This is a genomic window from Bacillus paramycoides (assembly GCF_038971285.1).
Classification (GTDB): Bacteria; Bacillota; Bacilli; order Bacillales; family Bacillaceae_G; genus Bacillus_A.
This window is the reverse complement of the sequence record NZ_CP152427.1, coordinates 2393563-2418768: the sequence shown is the minus strand read 5'-3', so window position 1 is coordinate 2418768 and position 25206 is coordinate 2393563. Positions and strand designations below refer to the sequence as shown.

At 33.7% G+C, this 25206-nt stretch carries 18 protein-coding genes and 7 pseudogenes; 11 read left to right on the top strand and 14 right to left on the bottom strand.

What is annotated here, in order from left to right; genetic code table 11:
- Window positions 1-163 precede the first annotated feature (163 nt).
- From AAG068_RS12485 to AAG068_RS12475, 3 genes and pseudogenes are all read left to right on the top strand, one after another.
- Window positions 164-1431, top strand: a pseudogene (locus AAG068_RS12485) (Y-family DNA polymerase).
- On the top strand, window positions 1428-1769 hold the full coding sequence (locus tag AAG068_RS12480; protein WP_342719502.1) for a YolD-like family protein: 342 nt from the start codon (window positions 1428-1430) through the stop codon (window positions 1767-1769). Before AAG068_RS12485 ends, AAG068_RS12480 begins: the two are co-directional and overlap by 4 nt.
- Before the next feature lie 48 nt (window positions 1770-1817).
- Window positions 1818-2192: a hypothetical protein gene (locus tag AAG068_RS12475; RefSeq protein WP_342719501.1), complete on the top strand. Its 375-nt coding sequence runs from the start codon at window positions 1818-1820 to the stop codon at window positions 2190-2192.
- A gap of 95 nt (window positions 2193-2287) precedes the next feature.
- On the opposite strand, the gene AAG068_RS12470 is transcribed toward AAG068_RS12475, so the two are convergent.
- Window positions 2288-4270: a methyl-accepting chemotaxis protein gene (locus tag AAG068_RS12470; RefSeq protein WP_342719500.1), complete on the bottom strand. Its 1983-nt coding sequence runs from the start codon at window positions 4268-4270 to the stop codon at window positions 2288-2290.
- Between the two features lie 679 nt (window positions 4271-4949).
- The gene (locus tag AAG068_RS12465; RefSeq protein ID WP_342719836.1) at window positions 4950-5108 is read right to left on the bottom strand and encodes a hypothetical protein; all 159 of its coding nucleotides are present in this window, start codon (window positions 5106-5108) and stop codon (window positions 4950-4952) included.
- 293 nt (window positions 5109-5401) lie between these two features.
- Between AAG068_RS12465 and tnpB the strand changes: the two genes are divergently transcribed.
- The 3 genes from tnpB (at window position 5402) to AAG068_RS12450 (ending at window position 8298) form a co-directional block, all read left to right on the top strand.
- Window positions 5402-6523, top strand: a complete 1122-nt coding sequence (gene tnpB / locus AAG068_RS12460) for an IS200/IS605 family element RNA-guided endonuclease TnpB (RefSeq protein ID WP_342719499.1) — start codon at window positions 5402-5404, stop codon at window positions 6521-6523.
- Between the two features lie 286 nt (window positions 6524-6809).
- Complete coding sequence (locus AAG068_RS12455; RefSeq protein ID WP_342719498.1) at window positions 6810-7310, top strand: OB-fold domain-containing protein; 501 nt, start codon at window positions 6810-6812, stop codon at window positions 7308-7310.
- A gap of 583 nt (window positions 7311-7893) precedes the next feature.
- A complete protein-coding gene (locus AAG068_RS12450) occupies window positions 7894-8298 on the top strand; it encodes a DUF3221 domain-containing protein (RefSeq protein WP_342719497.1) in 405 nt (134 codons plus the stop codon).
- Window positions 8299-8622: 324 nt separating this feature from the next.
- Here AAG068_RS12450 and AAG068_RS12445 read toward each other — a convergent pair whose 3' ends face one another.
- Window positions 8623-9354 (bottom strand): M15 family metallopeptidase, encoded by a 732-nt coding sequence (locus tag AAG068_RS12445; RefSeq protein WP_342719496.1) that lies wholly within the window; start codon window positions 9352-9354, stop codon window positions 8623-8625.
- Between the two features lie 258 nt (window positions 9355-9612).
- On the opposite strand from AAG068_RS12445, the pseudogene AAG068_RS12440 reads away from it, so the two are divergent.
- Window positions 9613-9866 (top strand): annotated as a pseudogene (locus AAG068_RS12440) (hypothetical protein).
- A gap of 613 nt (window positions 9867-10479) precedes the next feature.
- Here the strand turns inward: AAG068_RS12440 and AAG068_RS12435 are convergent.
- Together AAG068_RS12435 and AAG068_RS12430 are read right to left on the bottom strand one after the other, a co-directional pair.
- The gene (locus AAG068_RS12435) at window positions 10480-10773 is read right to left on the bottom strand and encodes a hypothetical protein (RefSeq protein WP_342719495.1); all 294 of its coding nucleotides are present in this window, start codon (window positions 10771-10773) and stop codon (window positions 10480-10482) included.
- 5 nt (window positions 10774-10778) lie between these two features.
- The gene (locus tag AAG068_RS12430; RefSeq protein WP_342719494.1) at window positions 10779-10979 is read right to left on the bottom strand and encodes a helix-turn-helix transcriptional regulator; all 201 of its coding nucleotides are present in this window, start codon (window positions 10977-10979) and stop codon (window positions 10779-10781) included.
- A 444-nt stretch (window positions 10980-11423) separates the two neighbouring features.
- Here AAG068_RS12430 and AAG068_RS12425 point away from each other — a divergent pair, with 444 nt between their 5' ends.
- Window positions 11424-12524, top strand: coding sequence for a hypothetical protein (locus tag AAG068_RS12425; RefSeq protein WP_342719493.1), 1101 nt, complete (start codon window positions 11424-11426; stop codon window positions 12522-12524).
- Entirely contained in the window at window positions 12524-12682 is a 159-nt protein-coding gene (locus AAG068_RS12420) for a Phr family secreted Rap phosphatase inhibitor (protein WP_342719492.1), read from the top strand. The genes AAG068_RS12425 and AAG068_RS12420 overlap by 1 nt, the downstream gene beginning before the upstream one ends.
- A gap of 318 nt (window positions 12683-13000) precedes the next feature.
- Here the strand turns inward: AAG068_RS12420 and AAG068_RS12415 are convergent, their stop codons facing one another.
- From AAG068_RS12415 to AAG068_RS12405, 3 genes and pseudogenes are all read right to left on the bottom strand, one after another.
- The gene (locus AAG068_RS12415) at window positions 13001-14953 is read right to left on the bottom strand and encodes a bifunctional metallophosphatase/5'-nucleotidase (RefSeq protein ID WP_342719490.1); all 1953 of its coding nucleotides are present in this window, start codon (window positions 14951-14953) and stop codon (window positions 13001-13003) included.
- Window positions 14954-15191: 238 nt separating this feature from the next.
- A pseudogene (locus AAG068_RS12410) lies at window positions 15192-15692 on the bottom strand (Rpn family recombination-promoting nuclease/putative transposase); the annotation flags it as partial.
- 154 nt (window positions 15693-15846) lie between these two features.
- Window positions 15847-16362, bottom strand: a pseudogene (locus AAG068_RS12405) (DinB family protein).
- 296 nt (window positions 16363-16658) lie between these two features.
- On the opposite strand from AAG068_RS12405, the gene AAG068_RS12400 reads away from it, so the two are divergent.
- Window positions 16659-16865 (top strand): hypothetical protein, encoded by a 207-nt coding sequence (locus AAG068_RS12400; RefSeq protein WP_087996928.1) that lies wholly within the window; start codon window positions 16659-16661, stop codon window positions 16863-16865.
- Window positions 16866-16989: 124 nt separating this feature from the next.
- Here the strand turns inward: AAG068_RS12400 and AAG068_RS12395 are convergent.
- Both AAG068_RS12395 and AAG068_RS12390 read right to left on the bottom strand, forming a co-directional pair.
- Window positions 16990-17326 (bottom strand): annotated as a pseudogene (locus tag AAG068_RS12395) (5-deoxy-glucuronate isomerase); the annotation flags it as partial.
- Window positions 17327-17430: 104 nt separating this feature from the next.
- Window positions 17431-17712: pseudogene (locus tag AAG068_RS12390) on the bottom strand (CPBP family glutamic-type intramembrane protease); the annotation flags it as partial.
- Window positions 17713-18109: 397 nt separating this feature from the next.
- Here AAG068_RS12390 and AAG068_RS12385 point away from each other — a divergent pair.
- Window positions 18110-20071, top strand: a pseudogene (locus AAG068_RS12385) (M6 family metalloprotease domain-containing protein).
- 206 nt (window positions 20072-20277) lie between these two features.
- Here AAG068_RS12385 and AAG068_RS12380 read toward each other — a convergent pair.
- From AAG068_RS12380 to iolD, 4 genes are all read right to left on the bottom strand, one after another.
- Window positions 20278-21054, bottom strand: coding sequence for a 5-deoxy-glucuronate isomerase (locus tag AAG068_RS12380; protein WP_342719489.1), 777 nt, complete (start codon window positions 21052-21054; stop codon window positions 20278-20280).
- A 105-nt stretch (window positions 21055-21159) separates the two neighbouring features.
- On the bottom strand, window positions 21160-22005 hold the full coding sequence (locus tag AAG068_RS12375; RefSeq protein WP_342719488.1) for a class II fructose-bisphosphate aldolase: 846 nt from the start codon (window positions 22003-22005) through the stop codon (window positions 21160-21162).
- Window positions 22006-22133: 128 nt separating this feature from the next.
- Window positions 22134-23030, bottom strand: coding sequence for a myo-inosose-2 dehydratase (iolE, locus tag AAG068_RS12370; protein WP_342719487.1), 897 nt, complete (start codon window positions 23028-23030; stop codon window positions 22134-22136).
- A 122-nt stretch (window positions 23031-23152) separates the two neighbouring features.
- On the bottom strand, window positions 23153-25087 hold the full coding sequence (gene iolD / locus AAG068_RS12365; RefSeq protein ID WP_342719486.1) for a 3D-(3,5/4)-trihydroxycyclohexane-1,2-dione acylhydrolase (decyclizing): 1935 nt from the start codon (window positions 25085-25087) through the stop codon (window positions 23153-23155).
- Between the last annotated feature and the right edge of the window lie 119 nt (window positions 25088-25206).

Here is a 25206-nt window from a genome sequence, read left to right as displayed (position 1 = left end):
AATTTCAATAATATTAGGCTGTTACTGCTCTCTGTCGTTGTATGTATTTCTAATACATATAATTAAATATTTTTTCAAAAATCGCTTCATAAAAGAACGTACATTCGTGTATAATTAGAATACACAAGAACAAACGTTCTTATTTTAGTTAGGAGGAGTTATAGTGTATGACTATTCAATTTTACCGAATAGAATCATTTTATGTGTTGATCTTCAAAGCTTTTATGCTTCTGTTAGTTGCATCAAAATGGAATTAGATCCACTTCATACAAAATTAGCTGTAGTCGGTGCTGTGAATCGGAATGGCTCCATTGTCTTAGCCGCAACTCCACCACTAAAAGCAATAGGTGTAAAGAAGATGGCAAGGCTATACGAGATTCCTCGCAAAAAAGACATCCTTATTGTGAATCCAATTATGGGAACTTATATTAAATACTCTAATTACATAACGAAGTTAGCTCTACAATATGTCCCTATTGAAGACTTTCATCAATACAGCATCGATGAATTTTTTATGGATATTACTGATAGCATCCATCTATTTGCCCGAAATCCAATTGAATTTGCATTGCAGTTTAAACGTGAAATATATGAACATACACGAATTGAATGCACAATCGTAATTGCTCCTAACCTATTGATAAGTAAGGTGGCCTTAGATATTGAAGCAAAGAAAAAGAAAGACGGAATCGCTTATTGGAAATACGAAGATGTACCTACAAAATTATGGAACATACGGCCGCTTAGTAAGTTTTGGGGGATTTCGCATAGAACAGAAACAAAATTAAATCAAAAAGGAATACATTCAATTGGAGATTTAGCTAACTATCCTCTTAAATATTTAAAACAAAGCTTCGGCTTGATTGGCGAAGACTTACACTTACATAGTAATGGGATTGATTTTAGTCGGATTTCAGAAAAATATGTTCCGGTTACAACTTCTATAGGAAAAGCCAAATTTTAATGCGTAATTATACAATAGAAGAATTTCCAATTATCCTACTGGAACATACCGAAGAAGTTTGCTATCGATTAAGACAACAAAACAAACTTGCTCAAACCGTTCATTTTTCTGTTGGATATAGTAAAAATTATTCGGGTAGCTTTAGCAAAACACATACCTTAAGCTGTCCGACTAACTTAACCATGGACATTTATCAAGTTTGTATATATTTTCTACAACAACAACAATATACTGGTGAACCAATTAGAAGTATTACTATTTCTCTAACAAAACTAATTTGTGAAGGAGAAGAACAAATTTCCCTTTTTGATAACATTATGCAACGAGAAAAAGAAATAAAGCTAACGAAAGTAATGGATGAAATACGCACAAGGTTTGGAAAAAATAGCATATTAAGAGGAATTTCCTATACAAATAATGCAACAGCAAGATACAGAAACACACTGTTAGGGGGCCACAAAACATGAACAACGCTAATATGCCAAAAGGCAGGGGAATGATAAAATGGACGCCATTTGCAGCAATGCCAGAACAATTCGTCGGTATACGTGAAATGATCAAAGAGAAAAATAAAGTAGCACGTCCTATTTTAACCTCTGAAGAGAAAGAACTGATTGAGAACATGTTACTATGTTCGTTGCTATCTGAAGAAGAGATATTAATTACATATTATGAAGACGGTTATTTACTCACTAATTATATGACCGTTATCGATATAGATCCATTACATAGCTCTATCATATGTACTGATGCTTTCTATAATAAGATGACAATACAATTTTCGAATATAATAAACGTAAAATAGAATAGATTTAGGTAATTATCTTTGGAGTATTATAAAGGAGAATATAAAATGCAAGGGAATCAGATAAGAAAGAATACAGTGAGAACAATTACTCATAATGATATAAATAACTATCCCTATTTAAATATACCTATGATCATCAATGAGAAAGATGGAATAACTTACGAGGTTTTAAGCGCTGGTTTTCATAATAATGATGCAGTAGCGATGATAACGACAGATGGTTTCGCTACAACTAGAGTAAATACACCGATCGTAACAGTAAAAAACAATGATGGTAGTATCCAAGCATTCCGCTTACCTTTAGAATTGGAATATTGGGTACTTTCATGTATGTGTGCTGCTTCAACAGGGAGAAATCCGTTCCCATGTAAAGTTGCTTTTGGAATCATTGATACAAAATTCCATGTAGAATTCAAGTGAAAAAGGAGCAAATTAAATTGCTCCTTTTATCGTTAAAAGATTTTTAACTTCTATCCTTAAACACACTATCTAGGATTCTATCCTAGAATCTGAACTTATATCTTAAATCCACCAATTAATTCTTGAAGTTCTTCGGCCATCTGTGCTAATTGTATTGCTGAAGAATTTATCTCTTCCATAGAAGCATGTTGTTCTTCAGATGAACCGGCAATCGTTTGCATACTTGAAGAATTCTCTTTCACAGCCATAGATATTTGATTAATTGATGTATCGACTTTCATTGCATCATTTGTCATTTTATTTGATAATTCCACCATACCATGTACTTTTGACACGATATCATTTGCAGATTTTGAAATTTCATAAAAACTTTGTTTTGTATCATTTGCAACCTGAATTCCCGATTGCACTTCAACTCCTACTTCATTCATAGCTTTTACAGTCTCATGTACATCTGCTTGTATTTCAGTAATTAAACTTCCAATTTCCATTGAAGATTCGGATGATTCCTCTGCTAACTTCCTGACTTCATCGGCAACAATTGCAAATCCACGCCCTTGTTCTCCTGCTCTAGCCGCCTCAATCGCTGCATTCAATGCTAATAAATTTGTTTGTTCTGCAATATTTTGAATTGCTTCTAATATACTTCCGATTTGCTGCGATTTCTTATCTAATAATTTAATTACATTATCGGATTGAGAAACAGAATGATAGATTGACTGCATTTGCGTTACAGTTTGTTTTACTAATTGTTCACCCTCATTGGCTTTTTGTTTTGTGTATAAGGATGAAGCCGATACTTCAGAAGCATTATCAGCTACGCATTGAATATTACGCGTGACCTCACCAATTATTTTCGCTCCAGACGCAACTTCATTATTTTGAACTTCTGCACTATTCGATATTTCTTCCATTTCTTTTGTAATTTGTTCTGTCGCAACACTGGCTTGCTCTACGCTAGCGGTTAGTTCCTCAGATGAAGCAGCCACATGTCCTGCAGATGTGTTAATTTGAGAAATTATATTACGTAACGACTCTGCCATTGTATTGAAACTACCACCTAATTGACCAAGTTCATCCTTTGAACGAATATCTATTTTCTCAGTTAAATCTCCCTGACTAATTTTTTGAGCTGAAATAACTAATTGTTTTAGTGGATTAATAATAGATTTAAGAATGAAGAAAATTACAATTCCACCTAACAACAATGAAGCCCCTATTATAGTGAGCGTTTTATAAAAAATAGGATTGGTAGCTTCTTCAATTTCTTTCGTAGGCATTACACCAGCTATTTTCCAACCTGTTTTTTTGTTTGTTTTAAAGCTTATGTTTCGATCCTCACCATTAAGGCTATAAGTAATTACTCCATCTTCTTTCTTGTATAGTTCATCTGCTAATGATTTCTCTAACTTCTCACCTGGCTTAAGTGTAGGATGAACAACTATAGTCTTATCTTGACTTACTATAGATACAAAGCCTTGTTTTCCTATTTTTATCATTTTAGAAGTTTTTAAGATATCATCAATATTCAAGTCCACACCAATGACACCACTTTTATCAGCATTTTGCTTTGCAATTGCTATTACCATATTTCCTGTAGCCTTTGATTTATAGGGAGACGAAACAATAATCTCTCCATTAGCTTTTACTGCATCCTTATACCAACTACTTTCTAACGGATTAAATCCTTCTGGTATTTTTCCAACAGGTGCATGAATAAATTGATTATTACTAGATGTAGTATAAATTGTTTCTATCTCTGGATGTATCTGTATATATTGATCAAATTTACCTTGTACATTTTGCAATTGGTCAGCATTATAATCACCTTGTGTAAGTATCTTTGCAAAATGAGTTACATCTACATGTTTATTTTCTAATTCATCATCAACTATCTTATTTAAAATACTCACATTATCTTTCGCAGTTTGTAGAATTGTATCATTAAGATCTGTTTTCGACTCATCATAAGATGTTATTCCCACGATTAGACTAGGTATAATTAATATTGCAATAAAAGCTATAGACAACTTTGTTTTAAGCTTCATTTGTTCCAATCTTTCTTTTATATTAAACATTTTCTACTTCTTCCTTTCATTCTTACAACTGATATAGTTTATTTAATTGTTTGCTCCTTTATTTTTTCTACATTGATTTATGGTATTATTCGAAATGAAATTACCGTTACATCCCTTTACGCGTATCTTCTCATATAGCGATTTATTTTTTACAATTGAAGTTGTATCTATCCCCCTTTCAACTATATAATTTTTTTATAGTAAGCAATGTTAAAACTACAAATTATTCTACATTAACTGTAGAAACATAGACTTCATTATAAAAGATGATTTTTGGCTTTGATTGAATCAAAGGTTTAATTTAGAACGATTCACATTAGATGAAATCCTTACCATACTAAATTCCCTTTAACTTAACTAAGTGAATTTATTCTTTGAATAACTATACTTAACAGCCTTATCCTTTTAACCACTCTGATCGCTTCGCTTTATTTATTCATTTATCTATTTACTACAGCTACTTTTATTTTATCGGATACTAAACCATAAATTCTAAATAGGAGAATAAAATAAATTGGAGGACTTCATTGTAACACGTATACATAAGTTTTAAATATTAAAATTAAGAAATATTTTTTATTATATTATCTTCATGAATTACTAATAATAGATTGCAGACTTTTTTGGACTAGTGTTTATATCAGGGTATTACTAAGAGTCAAATGAATAACGGCACCAATCAATATGTATTTTGCGAAATAAACCGTTTTGAACTACCTAACTGCTGAATTACACTTGGATGAACCTTTATAGATTTTGCACGTCTCTTCGCTCCATCATTTCCATCTAAATACCTTCTTACTACCATTACTTTTTCCTCTCGTGAAAATTTAACCATAAAAAAGTATACCCCAATTGTTGTTGGTGTCTAACATTTGGGGTGTACATCAATTAAGGACAACTTGAATGTCATTTATATGGACAATTAATTATTACCTTTCTTTATCATTTTAGCCAAGAGGACTCCTTCCTCAAGGAACGCGAAGTGAGTAGGTGGGAGATGAATTGGCTTCGAACAAGAGATGGCAGGAAACCATCTTAATTGTTCGACATACAGAAAGTGTTACTTCAATATCCACCGAATATACGTTTGGTGGATAATAGTCATATACTGAAATGGAGGTGAATCAAATGATAATTAATAAAGCCTTTAAGTTTCGTATCTATCCAAATCAAGCACAAGCAATTCTAATTAATAAAACGATAGGTTGTTCTCGCTTTGTATTCAATCATTTCCTATCCCTATGGGATCACGCATATAAAGAAACTGGAAAAGGTTTAACATATGGTACATGCTCTGCCAAACTTCCTGCCATGAAGAAAGAGTTTGTTTGGCTCAAAGAAGTGGATAGTATTGCGATTCAGTCGTCTGTTCGCAACCTTGCGGATGCGTATACACGATTTTGCAAAAAACAAAATAGTGCTCCGCGTTTCAAATCCAAGAAGAATAACGTACAATCTTATATTACAAAACAAACAAATGAAAACATTGCTGTTGTAGGAAACAGGATAAAGTTGCCGAAACTAGGTCTTGTTCGATTTGCCAAAAGTCGTGAAATAACGGGACGTATTGTAAATGCTACAGTTAGACGGAACCCTTCTGGTAGATATTTTGTGTCACTATTAGTTGAAACAGAAGTACAAGAACTTCCGAAAACACATTCTTACATTGGGATAGATGTAGGACTAAAAGATTTCGCCATTTTGTCAGATGGAACCCCCTATGAAAATCCGAAGTTTTTCCGATCATTAGAAGATAAGTTGGCGAAAGCACAGCGTGTTCTTTCTAGAAGAATGAAAGAATCTTCTCGTTGGAATAAACAACGAGTAAAGGTAGCTAGAATTCATGAATACATATCAAATGCTAGAAAAGATTACTTAGACAAAATCTCAACTGAAATCATCAAAAGCCACGATGTTATCGGTATAGAGGATTTGCAAGTATCGAATATGTTAAAAAATCGTAAGTTAGCAAAAGCAATTAGTGAAGTATCTTGGTCACAGTTACGAACCATGTGGGAATATAAAGCAAAATGGTATGGCAAACAAGTCATTGTCGTATCGAAAACATTTGCTTCCAGCCAATTATGTTCCTGTTGTGGATATCAAAACAAAGACGTTAAAAATCTAAACCTACGTAAATGGGACTGTCCTTCTTGTCGTACACACCATGATAGGGATATTAACGCAAGTATCAATCTAAAGAATGAAGCAATAAGACTTCTAACCGCAAGGACTGCGGGGTTAGCCTAATCAATTAGAGTTCGATAGAACTCTTTACTTAGGAATCCTCCACTTCTAAACGAAGTGAAAGTGGGGGTAGTTCAATCATCCTTATAGTTATTATAATGAGTAAATATTCACCTTATATAATAGTTACTTACTATATTATTAACATGGTTATCTTACAAAAATGTAATTCTTTTTTAATTGACACTCGTATTATCAAAAAATCTATGGACAAACTGTATTTTACACTGATGTAAGTTCTATTTCTAAAATAAACGAAGAATCTAACAAACAACAAGAAAACCATGTAATGAGTAAAGATAAAGAACAAAAACTCTTAGCACAACTAAAAAAACGTTCTGGTACAGTGACAAAAAAATCCGAAGATAGCTTAGAAATTTCAAGTGAAAATCAAACCATTCGTGCCCATGTTAATCCAAAAGTATTACCAAACATTCAGATAGGTGATACAGTAAATGTTTATGCTCAAGCATTTGAAATGGCCCCTATTCTTCTAATGGACTTACCTTTCGAGGCAAGAAACGCAATTATTCAAAAAGGAAATGAACAAAATATTTTAGAGAATCAATACAAAAAAATTACAGGAAATGTTACAGAAAAATCCGATAATTCAATCTTACTTTCAAGTAACAACATAACTTATGAAGTTGAAACTTCAACCGAAGTATTACAAGATATTGTAATCGGTGATACGGTGAACGTTTATGCTGCATCTTTTGAGTTTAGCCCTATTTTACTTGCTGGTGTTCCTGCGAAGGCTATTTCTCCTATTGTTGAAAAAACAAACTAATGTTCAACATTCTATAAATTTGTTGACTTCATCCAAAAAGAACTCCTAAGTAACATAGGAGTTCTTTTTATGAAGTTATATATTTTTTATCGTGCTCGTAAGACCTAGTATATTAATCGTGATTTACTATCTGTCCAACAGTAACTATCTTATTTTTATTTCTATAAGTTTTTATCAAGAGACAGGGCTTTATTTCCCCATCTTTCTTTGAACTCCCCCACTCTCACTTCTAAATAAAGTGAACGCGTGTAATTCAACTGTTTTAAAAAAATCAAATTTTACTGCTCAAGGCACCTTCGAACTTTAGAAGGAACAAAAAAAGAAGAGGGATTTCCTCCCTCTTCACCAATAAAATCAAGCATATTTACAATTAAGGAAGGGTATACATTCATCAAGGGATGAATGTAATAATAATATTTCACCTAGTGAATTATAACACAAATCTACTTCCATTAATAGATAATTTTAACATTTATGAATTGTATGTGACAGAACTGTTAAACATCTTAATATTAAAAGGTTTTATATGATAGAACTAGAAAATGGCAAGTGTAGGGATAAAATATTAAGGGGGATATGTATTATGTTTACAAAAAAACAAAAATTAGTAACAACCGTAACAGCTTTAACATTAGGATGTGGATTTACTTTCGGATTAACACCGGCATTTGCAGATTCTAATAAGGCGTCTGTAAGCACTGCACCTATTCATTCTATTCAAAAGCAAGAACAAGATCCTTTTACTGGATATGTCATTTCAGTAGATAACAATTATTTAGTGGTAGCTTCTACATCTACAAAAGATGAAGCTCTCGCTTACCAAAATGATTGGTGGGAGTTAGTAAATCAAAATAAGATTTTAAGGGTTCCTATTTCAGATGGTGAAAATTACACTATAGGTGAACAGTTAAATGTTTATGCTGCTGCATGGACCAAATCTTTACCACCAATTGCTGTAATGCCTAAAATTGAAAAAGTACTTCAATAGATTATACTAAAAATAACAGGGCATTATTCTAATTAGAATGATGCCCTATTATTTAGTAAAAATCCGAATACGTAATATTTATATTCTTTTTCGTTTCTCTCTAATTTCCATCATATATTAACCTAATACTTATGATTCTGTACCTGACGCAAGATTCTACATCTCACATTACTGTAAAGATATTACTCGCTATCTTTCATCTCTAAAATAGTAGCATCGTTTACAATTCCATGACATACCCTTTAAAAGCATTAAGAAATATCTTATTTCATACCCCTATCTTTTACAATCTTACTGCTATCGCTAGCCAATTTAATTCTATTTTCACAGATTCATATATTCTTCTAAAGTCAGTTTTTTCTTATATATACTTTCAGCAATATCTCCTACATAGCGAATATGCCACGGTTCATAAGCATATCCAGTAATACTCTCTTTACCTTTTGGATAACGAATAATAAAACCTGCACGATGCGCATTTTCTTTCAGCCATTTTCCTTCTTTTGTATTCGCAAAAGTTAGCTCTAGCTCATTATTTGCACTTTTAGAAGAAACATCCATCGTTAATCCCGTTTGATGTTCACTATGTCCAGGCTTTGCCGAGAAGCGATCTGTATGCTCTTGTCCTTTTCTTTTCACATTGTTTGCATATAGTTTTTTTTGATAATCATAGGAGCGAAATCCTGAAACAGCATTCAATTGGATTCCTTCTAGCTTTGCTAAATCAAATAACTTTTCTAGTGCTTCTGCTGCCTCTTTACGAAGGTAACTCTTTTCTAACGTCCCACTGAATGAGAATGGTACATTTGGTACAACTAAATCCTCCGGTTGATAATCTTCGGGCAATCCATATTCCTTATTAACTACAGCCTGTATACTAGCAAAAGAACTTGCTATGTTATTTGAAGTACCATTTTTCTCTTTATTTATGGAGTTTTCATGAGTTTCATAGTTTGTTTTTTTTGGTTCTTTACCAATAGATTGATTAGTATAAACGATAAAGATACCAAGTATCACAATCATACAAGTAAAAATCCCTACTAATTTAATTCTCATTATTCATTTCCTTCCTGCCACTCTTAATATTTCTCGTTTATAATACTACAACTATATCAAATTCATATTAATTTGAAGTGAACTTTTGTTCTTAACATATTTCTTAACAGAAAGACAGTATATCCTCCTTTTCGTTCGATACGCTAAAGATACTAACACGCAGAAACCAATTCTATTCCTACATACGGAAAAATAATCTAAAAATTTGTATAATAAGATTAGAAGTGTAGCATTCTATTATAGAAAGGTCTTGGTATAATGCTAGGTATTAATGTAAAAAAACAAAAGAAGAGTTAATAATTTCATGGCAATTGGCGAAGATTACGATTCCATTACGTGATGTAATTGAGGTTACTGAAGATGCTACCTATGCGGGTGTTGAAGATACTCGTGCAATCCGTATTGGCACTGTATATGGAACAACGGACCGTATTTTAATCAAAACGGTAAAACAAAATTATGTATTATTTACGACAAATAAAGTTTCAATTTTAAATGCAATAAACGCTTAAAAATAAACTTATTAACGGGCTCAAACGAAGTCCAAGTTAAGTAAAAAGGTGCGAAGCCATAGAATTGTCTTTATACCTTTTTTTAAATACTCTATATGAATGTAAATCCCCTTTAACACTTCAGTAAGATCTTTATCACTTCTACCACACTTTACTACTCTATATCCCATTTCTCTAAGCAAAGTAGAACGCTACCCCATTCTCGGTATTAGTTACACCATACTTCGCACCATGTAAGTCAAATATGTTTTTTACAATTGAAAAAACAAAGCCCGTGCTGCAGCTTGGAAAATTATTCGAGATATACAAGGGTTTTATGCCTGAATACAGCATGAAAAAGCCTTGGCGACCAAACCAAGACTTTTTATGACCTTACGACCTATCAATCAACAAGAATCAGAACCAACCGACTTCTTGTTCATTATAATCTAGCATACACCCTCAATTTACTATACACTTTTTATATTTTCAACAATTCGCATTCCTTTTACACAACATTCATACTTTTCAATCCTGAAAGTCCCCTTACTCTACCTCTGCCATATAAATCTCCATTCTAATACAATTTGTACATCGTTATCATTCTACCTTCATCATAATCAAATACACTATATTAGTAATTTTTGCTGTGTCTATTGATAAATATAAAAAGACTGCCTAGTACACTTAATGAAAGCACAAAATATAACAATAAATCAGGTAGAAATTCTAAAGAAATTATATCTACTGATTGAAAAATAAAAATGGCAATGATACCTACAGATAAGATATTGTACAACACATTATTTGTTTTATATTGAATTTCTCTCCCTCTTTCGTCTTTTGCTTCATCACTGGACTGAAATTGTATTACGTACAACTGACTAATGAATATTACAACTAAAAATAAAATTTTTAACCACAACATATGACTCACTCCTCCTGATAATCGAACACGTCAGTTATTAGCTTTTCAAATGCATTTGCGATTTTAAAGGCAAGAATTAGAGAAGGGTTATATTTATTCTTTTCAAGAGTAGCAATAGTTTGTCGACTAACACCAACCCTATTTGCCAATTCTTCTTGAGTCCAACCCTTTTCTGCTCGACAAACTACAATTTTATTATGTAACAATAGGAACACCTCTCAGGAAAATTGTAATTTATTTTTTACAATTCGTAAAGTATTTTTTACAAATCCTTCAACACTTAAAAAATTAAAACCTTTACTCTAAAGTTTTTAATTTTCCCTAATCAAAACTACGAAAGTATTAAATCGTATCTGATTAAATAGAATTTTCGTTTGATACTTCTGTACACTTTCATTATGATACTTACTTCGCGGAAGTATCAATCTACTCTCCCTCTTATAAGAAGTATTCAATAGAGAATGGTAAAAAATAAAAAAATCCATTAACGAAACTTATCCTACCTTACCTATACTTTTTCAAATTTAAAATAAAGACAATAAATAAAATCAGAATATTATGTATATTAATGAAAAAAATCGTGGTTAAATTTAATTTATCGAATTCCTGTTATTATCAGAATAAGCCTTTACAGAGAAATGGGGGATATTATGACTGTTCAAGAAAAAAGTAATAAACAATTGATGGAATTATTACATGAATGGTATGAAGAAATTCGTTTATATCATGTAGTAGAAGCAAAACAAACATATCTAAAAGTAAAAGAAAGTTTAAAAGGAATAGAAACAGACCAATATGTATCATTCTATTATTCCCTACTGAATTTTAGATATAAAGTTTTGGTAGATGGAATGAGTATTACAAAAGATTCTTTTAATCAAATAGAAAAACTACCTCATATTAAAGATGAATTTTCATTTTTAGCTTACTATTATAATTTCTTTAAGGCAATCCACTCTACAATTATAGCAAATTATACTGAGGCAAAAACACACTATGAAAAGGCGGAAGGGCTTTTAAAAGATATACCTGATGAAATAGAAAAAGCTGAGTTTGAGTATAGATTTTCAACATACTGTTATCAATCTTATCAACCATTTGAAGCGATTCAACATGCAGTAAAAGCCAAAGAAATATACTTGAATCATGTAGGCTATAAAATTAATATTGCTTTGTGCGACAATGTATATGGACTGGCTTGTATAGATCTAAGAGAATTTGAAAGAGCGGAAGAATGTCTCAATATGGTTATTGATGTTTTTAAGAAGTATGATGAAGAACAATTATTATTACGAGTACGATCCAATTTAGGCTGGTTATATAATATTCAAGATTTGTATCCATTGGCGATTAGACAGAGTTCTGAAATTATAAATACCATACCGAACCATTTTAAAGCATTATTTGTCTTAGCAAGAGCATATTATAAGTTAGAAGGCGTTGAAACAGCAAAATCATATATCGAGCAAGGAATGAAATATTCAAATGAATCAGGAAATGAGGAATATAAACACCGTTTCGCAGTTTTAAATGAACTAATCACAGAACTGCCTAGAATCAAACTAGAAAAAGTAGTTACTGATGCCATTTCTTATTTTGAAAAAGAGGAAATGTGGGATTGTGTAAAAGAATATGCAGAGATTTTAGCACTGCAATTTTACGAGGCAAATAATCATGTTAAAGCGAGCAAGTATTTCTATATTAGCAATCATGCTGATAAGAAACATTTAAGAAAAGGAGCGTTAAAGTAATGAAAAAAACAAAAAAAGTGTTATTCAGTACGATAATAGTAAGTACATTAGCATGTAGCATGATTAGTTTAAATGTATCACAACACTCTTCATTTAATGGTGGAGATACGCCAGCACCAACAAAACTGAGTGTCTCTGGTGGAGTATCTATTAATTAACGTAATCCAGTTTTCTCACTTAAAAAACCAGAAAATTCATACTACAAACACAAAAAATTTGATAAAAGTGGATAAAATATTGAACCCCCAGTCCGAAACAGATTTGTTTCGGACTATTCACATTACTATAATTGTGCGTAGGGTGATAGACTAAAAGTAGACAAGTTTTTCTATATATAAATAGAAAACGAGCACCCTATCATCATATATAGAGATGCTCGTTTATATATTTACACTTCTAGTTAATAAAATTCAAATCTTCTTCTTAGAAAAATCATAATTTTATATTTAAATTTTTTTGAACCAGAGCCATTTTTCTTATATTTTTTTCACAATTTCACTAAATTTTTTGTAAAATTCACCTTTTGTTTTTATATGCTTAAACTGATTTGGATTAATATTTGCTTTTTGTGAGAGTACTATAATCTCTTCTTTTGTAATTGAATCTTTAGTATTTATAGAGGCTATATTTGTATATTTTCCATCTTCAGTTTTTGGAATTTCTAATATCCCTTTATTCACCAGATCCACTACAGCCTTATGCTCTGAAGAATTTGTATTCACACCAGTAATTTTCCAATTATGCATAACTTTTGGTGTGTAAACACCGTTCTTTACCTCTTTTAAATATGTAATAGCAAGGTTACGAATGGTTCCACCAGTTTCCCCGAATGCATTCTCTTGTTTAGATGACCAAATTTGTTCAAACTTACGCCCCTCTAAAGCTCCACCTTTTGCCTGAAGAGCCTCCATTCTATATGCATTCATTCCCAGCGTCATAACATCGTTCGTTTTGATTGGTTTATTTGTACGAATAGAACGTAAATTTGTAATTCTACTTCCATATGGTTTTGTTAAGTCAATTTCGTATTTTACGCCTCCAAAGAAATCGTTCGTACTGTATTTAGACGCACGACGGGTTTTATCGAAGCTAACTGTTACATCTCCAGGACGAGATGAGTTAAAGTACCCCGCTGCCCATTCCATATAGTCTTTTAAGTCTTTTCCAGTTACCTTATATACCGTAATTTCACCCAAAGCATATTGATAATTATATGCAATATCTTTTTTCTTAATAGGACCTACATCCAAACGGGCATTATCGTTATCAATTTGATGGGCTACTACATCTGCTTTGCTGTAGTAGAGCATGACTTCATGAAAGAAATCTGATAAAGGTGTCTCTTGAATCTGCACACTTGGAATACCCTTTATTTCATTTTCAGGAACAAGGTTTCTCCCCTTTAATTGAGCGACTACAACATTTGCATCTCCCCTCGCATACGCGTGAAAAGGTGTCAGTGTGTCTTCAAGTGCAGGATCAGATACTACTGTTGTTCCATCAGTATTTTTTACAGGTATAGCGGTAGCAGTTTTATCTTTTAGAACCAGCTTTCCATCTTGCTTTGTAAAATTAAGGTCAATACGTGAGATATGTGTTCCATATTTATCTGGTTCTGTAATAATGACACCATTTACAACTTCTTTTTTAACAAGCTTATGCATATGAGCTGCAAAAATAGCGCTTAGTTCCGGACAAGCATTCGCAATATCTTGAACCCCAGTACCAGGGATTCCATTCTCATTTTCTAGTCCCATATGCATAACGCCTACCATTACATCTACTTTACCTTCTAACTCTTTAATGACCTTCTTTGTCTCTTCTACTGGATTTTTCACCACTAAACCATCCAAATGATCTGTCCCTTTTTCAAAATCACTAATCATTGGTGTATTCATACCAATAATCCCGACTTTAATTCCACCTTTTTCAACAATCGTATATGCAGGAAGAAAACGCTCTCCACTTTCCTTATAAATATTTCCTGCTAATGTCTTTCCCTTATATTGCTCACTAACTTTTTTCAATGTATCTAATCCAAAGTTAAATTCATGATTTCCAAATGCCCAAGCATCATACCCCATTGCATTCATCGCTACCATCATTGGCGATTGTGGCTGATTATTGAATAACTCTACTGAGTTTCCTTGAATTGTATCCCCAGCATCTACTAATATGGTATTTGGATTTTCTTGACGTACCTTCTTTATAACCGTATAAAGCTGCGTTAAACTTCCACTCGTATTTGCACCATCAAGCGCATAATCCCAAGGCATAAACCTACCATGAATATCGGCAGTACCTAACAATGTAATGTTAACATCAGATTCCTCAGCTTTTGAGATAGATGGTTTGACTGTTACTGCTGTTCCAAGAAGTATAAGAATAACAAAATAACATAAATAGTTCTTCCATTTCATTTTTTGCATAATAACAATATTTCTCCCCTTTTGTACTATCATATAGTTACTTGAACTTTAAAAATGTAACTTATTATTCGGAAAACTTCAACTGCAAAAAGTAATTTTACGGGTGTTTCTGCATGAAAAACAAAAAATGATATAGAAAAGCAATGCCGAATTGTTCAGCAATACTTTTCAATTAAACGTACTATAACAATGAGTGTCTACTTTCTTTTATTCATGAGTACTATAGGTTCATATATGTTCACTTTAATTTTAAGATACGTTCTATTTCCTCTACACTCAACTTACTTGCTTTTGCAATAGTTTCAAGCGGTACACCTATTTCATGCATCCCTCGAATCATTTGCATCTTACCTTGCTCAATGCCTTTTTCGCTGCCTTCTTGTTCAGTATGCGCTAGCTTAGCTTGTTCATCTAAAAGCAATTTTTCTCGAGCTTCATAAGCTGTTCGGAAAGAAGAATCATGGTTCATATTTTCCCATTTATTAATTGCTTTTTGTAAAATTGAATCTTGATTCATCGCAATCTCCTCCAATGTTTGAGTTAAATGTTCATCTTCATGTGCTGGTAATAATAACATCCAACGAACAAATTTATTTTCCCAAGGGTTTACTTTTTCTTCATTCCATTGTTTTACCAATTTCGGAATCTCTACAAGATGGATTTCAATTTCGTCGCTTAATAGTTGCTTCATTTTTGTATTCCATAATTGTCCGATGGCATGAAACGCATCATCCTGAGAAATTGAACTATCCTCACTTTCACTACGTTTATTTTAATAATTAAGAGCAATAAAAAAGTAGTGAATTTACACTACTTTTTTTGAATATAAATTATTTGAATTCTTTTTTATATAATTTAATAGCATACATTTCTCTAAAAATAGAAAATGATTTTTACTTTCCAACTTCACAAAGTAATTTTATCTCCTTAATTTGTTCTATATGGCGCTGTTCATGCAAATAGATCAGTTCTATCCACTGATCAAGAAGTAATTCTCCAAGAGCTGGATGCATCACTGATTTTTTCTCTAATATAGATTCATCTTCTATTGTACTTAGGAAACGCATTAATTCTTATCTGGATTCGTTTAACAAATTGACCATTTGCTTCACTTCAAATGGCTCTATGTTTGGTTCAATCATTTCTGGGGCTATAAATTTTATAGATCTATCTAATAATATAGATTGAATTTCTTTACGCTCATTTTGTGTACTATCTATCTTTTTTAATCCAGATGAAATAACCTTTATAACCCTTTCATCTAATAACACTAAGTGATGACATACTTGTGCTATACTCCATTTATCCTTATCTGGTTTCCTATTAAATTGAGTATCACTTAACAAAGTAATTTCCTCAAATAAATGATTTCGCGTTTCATAAAACTTGTCATTTACAAGTGTATTCATGAGAATTCCCCTTTCATCAAAAAGCAAAATAGATTAATTCCTACTCTAGCATTATTCTCTATGAAAAAATATTATCCTTCACTAACTATTGGTTATCATATCTGTTGTTGCTTGTGCCAATTTAACAACAAAACTTGTACCGAAACGAAACGAAATGTAAACCAAAACAAGAAACGAATAAAAGCGATCTTTGCAATATAAGTTTGTATATAATTCCATTCAAAGGCTCAAAATATCGAAGTGTCTATTAATAATTCCATTGTTTTTAATCTTATCTCAAAAAGGAGCTGTATTATATGGATAAAGAAAAGCTAGTAAACAAACAGATGAATCGTGTCCCATCGGATGCTCTGAATACCCCTAGTAAGGAACAAGAACAAATGCTAGAAACATCATCTCAAGTGGAACATAATCCAAACATTAGCAATAAAGTTATTAACCAAGACCTATATGGTACAGACTTACCTATTTCAGATGTAGATAGAACAACAAACAAAAAATAAATTACAAAGAAAAATCTCAATAACCAGTACACTAAATTTTTTTCTTATTAATAACTAATAAGCCAGAAACAAACGCCAAAATAAGAGATTTATTTCACATAAATTCTGAAAGAATTCTCCTACTTTAATGTTCGCAAGACAATAACCCGACGAAAACAGTAAGAGGGATTTTTATTTTTGTCTGTTCCTTTTCTGGCCAAATTTCCGCTTTTGATTCTAATAACCACTTGTGGTCTTCCTCCATGATACGATCATTCCATGGGTTACTCTCAAGGTGGCGAATCATCTAACAAAAATACATGGCATATTCAGGCGCCATTGCATATGGATGGTCTAGCTCACCCGGAATTGTAATTAAGCTATTATATACAACGCGATAAGCATCCTCACCAACCATTGCACACCCAAATCCCTGTGGTTTGTTAAAGATAATAATATACCTTTGGCTGGTCATGGTGATGTGCTCCTATCCCTACATGTTCTGAATAAGGAAAAGTAAAAAAGAACCCTAAGGTTCTTTTTTTGTTTGATTTTATTGTTTATTACCTATAAGTAAAGCCATTTTTCATTTAAAAAGCATCGGTAAAAAACTAATAATGTCGAAAGCAAGGTGGTAAATCCAACTTACCCAAACGCTCTTTGAATTTTTCCATATATAATTTAGTAATACCCTAACAGAGACTATAGTTATTAATAATTACAGTGGTACGAAACCATATGCAGGAATATGCGACAAAGCAAACCGAATGCTACATATTATTGATGCTGTACCAAATTTTAATCCTAGTTTTTGTAATGCGATAATTACATTAGTACATATCAATTCTTTACCCATTAGCATGAAAGGATTAAAGAGAGATTTTAATCAATCTTTATCCTAAAGCTACAGACTAATATAAATTATGCTCGCTTTTCAATTGGTAGTTTAAATGTAAAAGTACTGCCTTCTCCTCATTCACTTTCAACGTTAATTTAGTTCAGTCGACATGTAGAATTAAATATATTCTAAAAAGCACACTTTTTGACAGAACTCCACATGTAATTTTCATCAACCCTGTTTTATTGAATAATCTTGAGAAAACATTAACCTTATAAAAAATTAACATTTTTTCAATTTCCTGTAATTATAATTAAAGGTATTCTGTTAATGTTATACAGGTGTATCTGTCGATCTATTCCATGTATGAATCTAGTCTGTCTATTAACAGAATATTCCACATGTCAATGGAAAAGGGGGAAGGTTTATGCAAAGAATTTTTAAATTCCTGTTCATATCCGTTTTTTCTTTAATTTGTGTTTTGTATGTTGAAACGAACGCTTTTGCGGCACCAGCATACGATGGAATTGTCAACATGAAGCAGCCGTCAGGCGAATCTTTTGAGGGCACGTTACATGGTGATGAATGGTTCCATTGGATAAGTACAAAGGATGGTGACGTACTTTTACAAGATCAGAAGGGATATTGGAATTACGCTGAGCTTACATCAGATGAACTGAAATCGACGGGGAAAAAATATAAAATTGATAAGAAGCCTTCGATGGCGGTAAATGAGAACAATTTGAACAAATGGATAAAGAAATACAATCCTCAAGCAAAGAAAAAACAGGAGTACATGAATAAATTACAAAAAGAAGCACCAAAAAATATTGATGGAACTGTTACTCCAGTTGTAGGAACTAAAAAATTGCTTGTTTTGTTAATTGGGTTTACAGATATTGATATTGCATATAACGATAACGATTGGAGTAATAAATTCTTTTCTACAAATCAAAAGTCAGTAAAGAATTACTATAATGAAGTAAGTAATGGAAAAGTACAAATCATTCCAGCTCCCGAAACATATGGTACGCAAAATGATGGGGTAGTTAAAATAAAATTAGACTACGCTCATCCGAGTACATCGGGAAAAAGCATGGGAATGGTTATAACAGATGCATTGGCTAAAGCTGATTCCCAAGTAAATTTTGCTAGTCTTGATACTAATAATGATCAAATCATTGACTCCAAAGATGGTTTCTACATTGTAACTGTTCTTGCTGGTAATGAACAGGCTAGTGGCGGTCCACTTCCATATATTTGTGCACATCAGTCATATGCTCCTAATACAAATCACGATGGTGTTACAGTATCAGGCATGTATACAGCGCAGGGTGAAAAACAATATGGTCATATGGCGACAATTGGTATACCTGCTCATGAGTTAGGACATTCTTTTGGTCTTCCAGATCTATATGGCGACAATAACCGTGTGGGTAGTCTAAGTATAATGGGGAATGGAGCTTAGAATAGTCTTCCAGGAGAAGAGTATGGAACTACGCCAGATCATATGGATGCTTGGTCCAAGGTAAAACTAGGCTTTGTAACGCCAAATGTAGTAAATACCGGCAACAATTTTACTCTAAATGCGATCCCAAATAACTATAATGTGTTAAAGATTCCTTTAAAGGATAATACGTATTTTTTAGTTGAGAATCGCGCAAAGGTTGGGTATGATGCGAGCTTACCAACTAATTCTGGTGGTATTGCGGTTTGGCATATTGATGGATCCATGAATAATAATTCCAGTGATCCTCATCCTTTCATTGATATAGAACAATCCGTCAGTGAATACCAAGACCCTTTCTATTACACGAATCAAAATCATGCTGCTACCTTTGGTCCAGACACCAATCCGAATAGTAATACCTACACGGGAGAAAAATCAGGAGTAACAATTACAACTACAAGTACAAGTAATTCTGCAATGAATGTAGCAGTCACAACAAAAGAAGCTAGTTTAATTCCGCAAACAAACTGGACACTAAAATATGTAGATAGCTATAATTGGTACAATTTAGGTACGTATGCCTTTGATGGAAACAAAGATACATTTTGGCATACAAACTGGAGCCCTGTAGCTCCAATGCCGCACGAGATTCAAATTGATTTAGGTGCAACCTATAATCTCTCCAAATTCAGCTACTTGCCAAGGCAAGACGGCCAAATAAATGGAACGATTAAGGACTATGAGTTTTACGTCAGTAGTGATGGAGTGAACTGGGGAACTGCTGTATCCATAGGTGCTTTTGCAAATAATACTAATTTGAAAGAAGTCAGCTTTGCGAACAAGACAGGTCGTTATATTAGACTACGTGCATTAAGCGAGGTAAACAATAATCCATGGACAAGTGTGGCTGAAATCAATGTATTTGGAGTGGCTCAATAATATATTTTGTAAGGGTATAACGCTACTTAAAAAGGTTATCATCCGCTGAGAGTTTCGCTCGGCATTTGATAACCTTTTTATTCTATATATTTAAAACTGAAACCTGTTAGGGATTATTGCGTATACAAATCTTTCAATCACCTACGATTCAGCTTTTCAAAATTTTTTTGCACCAGAACCTCTATTTTCATCTATTCCTTTTCTGGTCAAATTTTCGCGTTTGGTTCTAATAACCACTTGTGGTCTTCCTCCATGATACGATCATTCCATGGATTATTCTCAAGATGTCGAATCATCCAACAAAAATACATGGCATATCCAGGCGCCGTTGCTTGTGGATGGTCTAGTTCACCTGGAATTGTAATAAAGCTATTATGTACAACGCGATAAGCATCCTCACCAACCATTGCACATCCAAATCCCTGTGGCTTGTTAAAGCGATAATAATATACCTCCGGTTGATCATGGTGATGAGGTGGATAACTGGACCATCGCCCTGGATAAGAAATAACTTCTCCTACTACCATATTAGAATATGCTGCATTGTTATAGTCAAAAATCGTACGAATAACACGCTGCGCCGTTCCCTCCCATACTCCACCTCCAGCTACAACACTTTGACACTCATTTGGAGTATATAACTTAGACGCAAATTCTTGATCATTATCTGTTTTTTGAACAAGCACTTCACTATCTGAAAGAGCAGTAATTGTAACCTTCACACTTTTAGATACATGTAAGCACCAAGGGTTTTCTTCAAACACAGACTGTCTTTGAATAACTTGTTCCATTCCTTCCCACTCTAAACGTATTGCCCCTTCCAGTAAAAGAACCGCTGTTTCATTCTTATTATCAAATAGCAACTCTTCTTTCCCATTAGGCATCTTATATATGCCTATATCCATTAACATATCACTGCATTGACCGTTCATTTCTGTTAATATATTATATCCTTCATTTAATTCACCCAATTTTCCTAACATGGCTTTCTCCCCCTTTTATTTAATGGCTACTCAATCATTCTCTACTTTTGTCAGCTAACTACATTCCGAGTTTCGTCTAACTATTACTGAACAAAACTTTTCTGATTATGCTCTGTTTTCACTTCCGAATATTTGCATATGACTTTTAACGTTTTCGTATGCAGCCCTAATAACATCCTGGTGGTACGTAAAGTAATCTGCATACGGAGTATTTAGGACGGCAGTGTTAACCGCAGTAATTACATTCTGAAATGTGGCTGTTGCTACATTAATTTTTCGAACACCATGCTGAATACATTGCTTGAAATCCTCTGGACTAATGCCTGAGCCACCATGTAAAACGAGTGGGATATGGACTACCTCATTTATCTCTTGTAGGCGGTCTAATCGTAAATTAGGATCACCATTGTACATACCATGCGCATTTCCAATTGCAACAGCTAACGCATCAACGTCTGTTTCTTCTGCAAATCGTTTTGCTTCTGTAGTGCTTGTCAGCAACATTTCAATATCTTCTAATCCGTCCTCACTACCACCAACTCTGCCAATCTCAGCCTCTACCGTCGCATCGTACTGTTTCGCAAGTTCTACAATCTCTTGTGTCTTTTGTATATTCTCTTCTAACGGATAGTGAGAGCCATCAAACATAACCGAGCTAAAACCAATCTCTAACGTCTCTTTAATCTTTTCAAACGTCATCCCGTGATCAAGTTGAACTGCTACTGGAACAGTCGCTTTTTTCGCCGCAGCTACCATCACCGGACCAAACATATGAATTGGCGAATGATTCAAACGAACTTCTGCAATTTGTAGAATAAGCGGCGAACTTAACTCTTCAGCTGCTTTAATAGCTCCCATTACCATTTCCATATTAGCGACACTAAAAGCTCCAACCCCATAATTCTCTTGATTTGCTTTAATTAAAATATCTTTCATTTGAACTAACAGCATTACATACTCCCCTATTTCAATATTATTTATTAAATGTAAAACCAACCGTCACGTCTTTTTACCTCTTTTGTAAGAAGACATGTTGATTACCATACCATTCACTTAGGGATAATCTTAAAATGCTTAAATTACAGACCTGCTTTTTCTTGTATAAATTTTCGGGCTTTTAATGCGTATTCAAAAGGATTCGCTAAAGCTGGGTCTTGCTCTGCTTCTACCACAAACCACCCTTGATAATCAGAGTTTGCAAGGATAGTAAACACTTCATCAAATCCAATTACGCCATCCCCAGGGACTGTAAATGCCCCATTCTTCACTGCCTGTAAGAAGCTCAATTCGTTTTCCTTTACAGCATCTACTACTTCTTGACGAATATCTTTTAAATGTACGTGTTTAATACGAGGTAAATATTTCTTCAAAATATAAAGTGGCTCTTCTCCTGAAAAAACAAGATGACCTGTATCAAAAAGCAGAGATACAAGCGCTGGATCAGTCATGTCCATTAACTTTTCAATTTCTGCCGTTGTTTGAACACCCGTACCCATATGGTGATGGTATACAATATGTAGCCCCTTTTCCTGAGCTAATTTACCGAGGTGATGTAATCCATCCGCAAGCTTATCCCACTCTTCTTCTGTAAAAACAGGCTTATTTTTAAATAGTGGTACATCCATTAACCCTTGAATACTATGCCCTTGCTCTGAAACAACGATGACTTTTGCACCCAGGTCATGCAAGAAATTCCTATGCTTAATAAATTCTTCTACCGTCTCTTCAAGCGGCTGCGTTGTTAAAAACGTACTAAACCATGCACTAGCAATTTCCAAGTTTCGTAATTCCAAAAATTTTTTTAATACAACTGTATTTCTCGGATATTTATTCCCTACTTCACTTCCATTAAATCCAGCTAGTGCCATCTCACTAATACATTGTTCAAACGTATTTTCTGCTCCTAGCTCCGGCATATCATCATTTGTCCAAGCAATTGGTGCAATTCCAAGCTTAATTGTATTTTCTTTGAACATCCCCTTGTCTCTCCTCTTTACAAAATGTGATAGAATTTCGCCAAATTCTCTTAACTGGTCATTAAAAAGAGAGCTTCCTAATCAATATGCATGTACATAAAAAGCTCTCTTTGTGTCCTAATCTAATAAGACCTTGCCTGTTGCAAGTTACTTACTTTACTCTCGTACGCAGCTTGTACACTTTGACTTTTAGATACTTCTGCAACACCTACATGCCACCATGACTCGTATCCATTTGTCATTGTTTTTGGTAATACTTTAATATCAATTAATGTAGAAACTGTTTGTTTTTTCGCATCTATAAGCGCTTCCCGTAATTGTTCTAGTGATGTAACATGATATGTTTTCACACCATATCCAGCTGCGCTAGCTGCAAAATCAATTTTCATAATTGCCCCGTCTAATTTACGAGTTTCCTGGTTTCGGTAGCGAAACTCTGTTCCAAAGCTCCCCATTCCATTGCCCATTTGTAAGTTATTAATGCAACCAAATCCGGAGTTATCAAACAATAAGACATTAATTTTTTTGTTTTCTTGAAGACTTGTGACAAGCTCAGAATGAAGCATCTGGTAACTACCATCCCCTACCATTGCATATACTTCCTTCGATGGTTCAGCTATCTTTGCACCTAGTGCGCCCGCAACCTCATAGCCCATGCAAGAGTATCCATACTCCATGTGATATGTATTTGGTTTTCTTGATGCCCACATTCTTTGTAAATCACCTGGAAGACTTCCTGCTGCTCCAACGATAATTGCATCTTCATCAAGTAATGTATTGATTTGTCCAATGACTGCAGTCTGTGTTAATTGTGAACCAAGTGCGTCTACATACTCATTTAAATTCCCATTGAAATGCCCTTCTACTTCTGGTGTGAAATCTTGACCTGTAAAGCGAATATTATGTAGACGTGATAATTCTGTTTCCCAAGCCTCTTTTGCATCAGCAATTTCTACTGTATAACTAGATCGATAATCAATTACTTGCAGTTCATCTATTAGAGTAAGAAGCGCTTCTTTCGCATCTGCTATAACCTTTAATGCATCCAGCTTATTCGCATGGAATTCTGAAATATTGATGTTTAAAAACTCAACTTCCTCATTTTGAAATAATTGTTTAGATGCCGTTGTAAAATCAGTAAATCTCGTCCCGATCCCAATAACAAGATCCGCTTCCTTTGCAATTGTATTAGCTGCTACATTTCCCGTTACCCCAATGCCGCCTAGATTATATGGGTGACTACTTTCAATTGCACTTTTTCCAGCTTGTGTTTCTCCAAATGGAATGTGGAATGTTTCAGCAAACTGTTTAAGTTCTTCTGCCGCTTCTGCGTATCTTACACCACCACCGCAAATCATAACTGGCTTTTTCTTTCTCTTAATCATTTCCACTGCATCCGCTAAGCTGGCTTTTGTAGGTAGACGGCGTTCAATACGGTGAACACGCTTTTGGAAGAAGTAACTTGGAAAATCCCATGCTTCTCCTTGGACATCTTGTGGTAAACAAATTGTGACAGCTCCTGTATCTGCCGGATTCGTTAAAACACGCATCGCTTGAATCATAGCTGTCATCAATTGTTCAGGACGATTTATCCGGTCCCAGTACTTACTTACTGCACGAAAAGCATCATTCGTAGAAATAGATAAGTCATGTGTTTGTTCAATTTGTTGAAGAACAGGATCAGGTTGTCTCGTTGCAAATACATCTCCTGGAAGTAATAAAACGGGAATATTATTTGCAGAAGCTGTTGCTGCAGGAGTAATCATATTTGCTGATCCAGGACCAACAGAAGAAGTACATGCCATAATTTGTTTTCTATGTTTTTGTTTTGCAAAAGCCATCGCAGTATTTGCCATTCCTTGTTCATTTCTCCCTTGGTAAACTTCTAATTCCCCAGCGTCTTCTTCTAAAGCTTGACCTAGGCCTACTACATTTCCATGACCAAAAATCGTAAAGATTCCCTTAATAAACTTTTGTTGCTTTCCATCAAACTCTACATACTGCTCGTTCAAAAATTTCACCAATGCTTGCGCCGTCGTCATTCTAACAGTTTGCATATGATTTGCTCCTTTCTATCTCTAACAGTCATTCTGCATATGAAAAAGGAGTATTAGGAATTTGATAGACTCCTAATACTTCCTTCTTATGTTTTACTACTTCCATTACTTTTGCTTAC